We start from the raw sequence: 5,053 nt of genomic DNA on the forward strand, positions 1-5,053 counted from the left end.
CCTGGTCGGTGAAGGCGAGCTGCTTAGGAACGGTGCCCCCCAGCCTTTCTGTCACCCCGATCTGTGAAAAGACCTCGTCCCCGGTCTCGTGTGAGCTTCCCACCAGCGGGAGGAGCACCACTATCGCTGCCGCTAAGGCGACTGCCAGAACCTTCCTGAGGACCCGTTTTCTCATTGCTTCGGCCTCTTTAGTGGTGGCGCCCTTGGTCTCCAGAAGAGCGGGGCAGCCGGAGGCGCTGGCGGTAACGGTCACCTGCGGTCGGCCGATCAGCATCCCCCTGGATAACTTCAGAAGTTTAACAAATACTAATAAAAGTCAAATTGAAAGAGGTGGTGCAATCGGTCCAGGGGCGGGCTGCGCTAATCTCTTAGAGATATATTCCGCCGTTATTTCACGCAGATGCGGTGTTTTCGCGGGAGGTGTGGGACGGGAAATGATTGAATTTTTGGGTCGTCGTCAATAGGTTCCAATGTGTTACCTGGCCGGCAAGGGGGGGCAATTCCTAATAATGACAGAGGGGGCGTGAGCTATTTCCCAGCATTGATGCAGTTTGACTCCATCCTGGCAGAGTCCGCCGTCCTCATAAAGCACATTTAACCGTGCTTTGGGAGGTGCCGTGTTGATATTGGGCACGCTTTGGGCAGTTAAGTCGGGCAGTTTCCTGTCTCGCCATTTGACGTCACGAACAGGAACTGCATGTAATGCATTGAAGGGGTAAAAATGAAACGAAGGGTGCTGGTGGTCGACGATGTCGCCGACATTCGGTTGATGCTCTGTTACCTGATTGAGAAGGGCGAATATCGGGTAGTGGCGGAGGCTGCCGACGGAGTCGAGGCGGTCGAGATGTACCGAGTTCATCGGCCGGACATAACGATCATGGACATCGACATGCCGTTAAAATCGGGCCTGGACGCGGCGCGGGAGATTCGCCAACTGGATAGTGCGGCTCGCATCGTCTTCTGCAGCGGCGGCATTGGCAGGTACGAGCAGGCAATGGAAGAGATCAGCCAGTATGGAGATCGTGTGGTACGGAAGCCCTTCCTGCCTGCTCAGTTGTACCAGGCCATGGCTTCCTGATCAGAGATGTTTTTAGGTGTCGCTGGCAGAGTGCGGCGGTGACACCTGTTGTTATGAGTGTGAGGGCGTTGCAATAACGCTGTGAGGGCGTGCTATGACTCTGGAGTGCTTCATCTGAATTGCTATGAGGGCGTTGGAGTTTTGATTGATCTGCGGTTTGGAATGCCAGGTATGTTCTGTGATCGCGTGTGCCGCGGATTTTCTTGGGGAGCCTTTTGGCTCCCTTTTTTTTGCCCTGCCGGTAACTGCAGGAAAAATGGTAGTCGAAGCGAACGGGTTGTGTTAGGGTAGGAGGTTGCCCGAGGCGAATATTCAGCAGCCGATACCTTCAGGGGGCGACGGCTCTGATCTTAAAGAAACAAATGGACAGGTACAGGAATTCATGACGACTTCAAGAAGCCTTGAAACCATCTACGACTGTTTGACGAAGCTCCACGGCTATACTTACTTCCGGCCGCAGGAGGGACCACTCAAGGAACGGCTCGCGCAGGCCATTCTCGATGCCGCGGATGAGGACGTCTGCGAGGAGCTCTCGGAGGCCCAGTACGATCTGGAGGTCAGCATCGGCAGTCAGGATGCGGAGGGGGAGTTAAGCCTCAGCATCGCCCTCGATCGGCCCGGAGTCGTCTGCCGTTCCCAGCTGGCGGTGACCCTTCTTTCCGACGCCGAGCTTGACGATCTCGCCCATTACCTGAAGCCTGCCGAGGAGCCCTCTGAGCTTGTCGATAACGCGCCGGCCGGCAAGACCATCGTGCGCAAGGCGGTTGAAGAGCACGACCACCATGAGAAAGAGGCGGCGGCCGCGCGGCTGAAGGTCTCCACGGAGTGGCTGAAGAGTGTGGTACCCTGCACCGATTACAGTTACGAGGAAATCGACGGCAAGAAGTACATCAGGGAATACTACTGGTCGAAGGATCTGATCGAAAGGCTATTCAAGATCAAGTGCAACAAGACCACACCCGAGGATCTCCAGTACGTGGCGAAGGAGTGCTGCGAAGGAGACCTCGAGTGGGCAAAGGATCTTATCGCCAGGCTCAAGTCCCCCAACCGGCCTGAGCCGGCCCCGAGGGAGCAAGCGCAGAAAGGGCAGGGGAAGCTTTCCGCCGGCTCGCAGCTGAAGGGTCCGCTTCCTAAGGCTCCCCATGGCAAGCACGCGCCGCATAAACACCCCTCCCATGTCCCCGCTGCCGTCAAGCCGAGCGAGCAGGCAATGCAGCCGAAGTCAGGCGCGGTTACGGGTGGGAACTCGGGCGCAGAGGCGGAGAGTGCGGGGGGCGCAGGCGGGACTCGGGAGCGGTCACGCCGCTCACGCCACCGCAAGCATTTCCGTCACCGGAAGGAAGGCGGGGCCAAGCCGGAGAATCACGGCGAGCAAAAGCAGCCACCGAAGTAACGCCTAGGTTGTCGCTGATTGGCGGGTTGTGTTACGAAGTAAAAAAAGCGCAAGGACCACGGAATTTCGTGGGGCCTTGCGCTTTTTTCATGCCCACAAGGTGGTGTCTCCCCCGAAGGGGCCTAAATCGGGGCGAGAATGGGGCGCACCGGCGCGGCGGTAGCCGCCTTTCCGACCAGGCTTTCGTCTACCTGCCGCCTTCCTGGCGAATGTAGGCTGCCACCTCGGTATCCCTTTTCTTGATGTGCTGGGTCAGCCAGCTGGTCAGTGTCTTGTTGGTCATGATCACCAGTGAGAGGGTTGCTCCCTCAGCCTTGAACTCTGCTTGCAGCTTCGCCACGTCCGCCATGAAGCGGGCGTGCTCCGCCTTGTGATTGGGGTAATCGGGGTAGGCATTCCTCAACTGCAGCCTTTCCTCGGCCGCAAAATGCTCCTTCACGTAATCAGCAAGGAAGTTGAGCAGGAGCAGGACCTCTTCCTTCCCTTTCCCTTCGCTGCAGGCGGTGAACAGCCTGTCGAACCTGCTGAAGATCTCCTTGTGCTGGTTGTCGATCTCCGCCACACCAGTAGCCAGATCGCTGGTCCATTCGATGTTCATCCATCTCTCCTCATTCGTAGTTGGGTTCTGCTCAGTTCCGGCTTCACACTGTTTTACCGGTACTCTGTTTCCTTATGGAACCGTTGCCTGGATTTCCCTGCGCTGACTTTTAATCGGCATTGGCGGCCGATTCTTGAACAGCTCGCCGCCGGAGGCGGGGTCAGCCGTGCTGTGGGCACGGTTGCTGCCGGGGCGCAGGGTGGGTCTGCCAATGCTCCTCGATGTAGGCCTTCGGTTTCATCATGCGTTGGGTTCGCCAGAGCACGCGGGCTATGTACGGGATCTGCGAGGGGCGCACCTGGCGAATCCAGTCCAGAAGGTTCTTCTCCCCCGATGTGTTGAGGATCGAGCGGCGCCAGGTCTCGGCGTACAGCTCGAAGAAGCGCTCCACTCCGAGGTGCGGTTCCCACAAAAGGTGGTGCATGTCGAAATTCGACCAGGGCTGCTGGGGGATGCGCGGCGCCATCTCCTTGTAGAAGTCGGTGCCCGGCAGCGGGGTCAGGATGGTGAAGCCCGCCCTCTGCAGCCCGTAGCGCTCCACGAAGTCCCAAAGCTCGTGGAAATCTTCCTCGTGCCAATCGTGGCCGATCACGAAGTTACCGTTGATGCCGTAGCAAAGCTCGCGTGCGATGCGTACAGCCTCCACGCTGTCGCCGATCTCGGAGTCCTTGGTGATGCCCGACAGCGCCCGATCGCTGGCACCCTCCAGGCCAAGGAAGATGTCGAAGTCTTTCGCCAACGGCCTCCACGCCTCCATCAGGTCAGCGCTGCGGCAGATGAGGTCGGTCCTGGTCTGCACCAGCAGCCAGCGCTTGTAGACCCCCCGCTTCTTGAGGGCCTCGGCCAGCGCGATGCTTCGTTCCGGGTTGTACCAGAAGAGGTCGTCGGCCACGAAGATGGCGTCGCCGGCGGAAGCGATATCCTCCACCACGGCTTCCAGGCTTCGTTCCCGGCAGGAGCGGTCGTAGAGCTGCCATACCGAGCAGAACGAGCAGCGGTGCGGGCAGCCGCGGGCGGTCTCCACCAGCCAGACCGGCTTGAACAGGAGGCAGTGGTAGCCGTGGCGGTGGCGCTGCACCAGGTGCCGGGCGGGCTGCGGGACGGTATCCAGACAGGGGCGCTCTGCGCCCGGAGGTGATGATTCCCACCCAGCGGCGGTCCGCACCTTGAGGCCGGCCACCTGCAGCGGCGAGCCACCTTTTTCCAGCACCCGGGCCAGCAGCGGGATCAGCTCCTCGCCATCCTCCAGGCAGACCGCATCGATGTCCGGCGTCTGGAGCGGCTCGGGGAAGGCCGCCGCCGCATGCCCCCCCACGATGATGAAGGCATCCGGGCTCGCGCGGCGCAGCCGCCTGGCGAGCTCGATCACCTGGTCGTACTCCAGTGCGTGCAGGCAGGAGATGCCGATCAGGGCAGGGCGGGTGCGGCGTACCCAGCTCTCCGGGCCAAGACGGAAGCGGAGGTCCGCAACCGTCACCTCGTGCCCTTCGCGGAGCAGGGCGGCGCCGATATATTCAAGCCCCAGCGGCTCGACGCGGAAGAACGGGCCCAGACCGAAACTGTCATTGCCCGGATGGGGGCGCAGAAGGAGTACCTTCATGTGTGGACCTCGCTCAGACCGCTTTGGGAATAGTGGCTGTCATTGGCACAACAAGGACGGCATGCGGCTGAAAGCGTGATGCGGGAGCCTTCTTTATACAACAGCGGGTACGCTCTTTCAAGCTCATAGGTAGGGACGCTCTTCAGGAGGGAATGGCTGTGCCAGATGAGGCAATCCGCTTACGTTATCACGTCCCACCATCATCAGGGGAGACAGCGCTGTCCGGTAAGGGAATGGGTGTCCTCCTCTTCCCCTGACACTTCAGGCTCCCCCTCCCCCTGCGGGGGAGGGGTGGGGTGAGGGAAGCCTCACATCTTCGTGGAAAGTTCCCTCACCCCCTCCCTCTCCCGGAGGGAGAGGGAGGGCGGACAGATGGGGGGACTT

Annotated in this window: 5 protein-coding genes; 2 read left to right on the forward strand and 3 right to left on the reverse strand. The window is 60.2% G+C overall.

What is annotated here, in order from left to right:
* Positions 1-274: hypothetical protein (locus VJ604_RS05800; protein WP_324080569.1), on the reverse strand; the 274-nt coding region annotated here is incomplete at its 3' end.
* 447 nt (positions 275-721) lie between these two features.
* Between VJ604_RS05800 and VJ604_RS05805 the strand changes: the two genes are divergently transcribed.
* A complete protein-coding gene (locus VJ604_RS05805) occupies positions 722-1,078 on the forward strand; it encodes a response regulator (protein ID WP_324080571.1) in 357 nt (118 codons plus the stop codon).
* Positions 1,079-1,460: 382 nt separating this feature from the next.
* Complete coding sequence (locus tag VJ604_RS05810) at positions 1,461-2,471, forward strand: hypothetical protein (protein WP_324080572.1); 1,011 nt, start codon at positions 1,461-1,463, stop codon at positions 2,469-2,471.
* Between the two features lie 187 nt (positions 2,472-2,658).
* Here VJ604_RS05810 and VJ604_RS05815 read toward each other — a convergent pair whose 3' ends face one another.
* Both VJ604_RS05815 and VJ604_RS05820 read right to left on the reverse strand, forming a co-directional pair.
* Positions 2,659-3,069, reverse strand: a complete 411-nt coding sequence (locus VJ604_RS05815; RefSeq protein WP_324080574.1) for a bacteriohemerythrin — start codon at positions 3,067-3,069, stop codon at positions 2,659-2,661.
* Between the two features lie 160 nt (positions 3,070-3,229).
* Entirely contained in the window at positions 3,230-4,669 is a 1,440-nt protein-coding gene (locus VJ604_RS05820; RefSeq protein ID WP_324080576.1) for a B12-binding domain-containing radical SAM protein, read from the reverse strand.
* Positions 4,670-5,053 lie beyond the last annotated feature (384 nt).

This window comes from Geomonas sp., from assembly GCF_035254065.1.
Classification (GTDB): domain Bacteria; phylum Desulfobacterota; class Desulfuromonadia; order Geobacterales; family Geobacteraceae; genus Geomonas.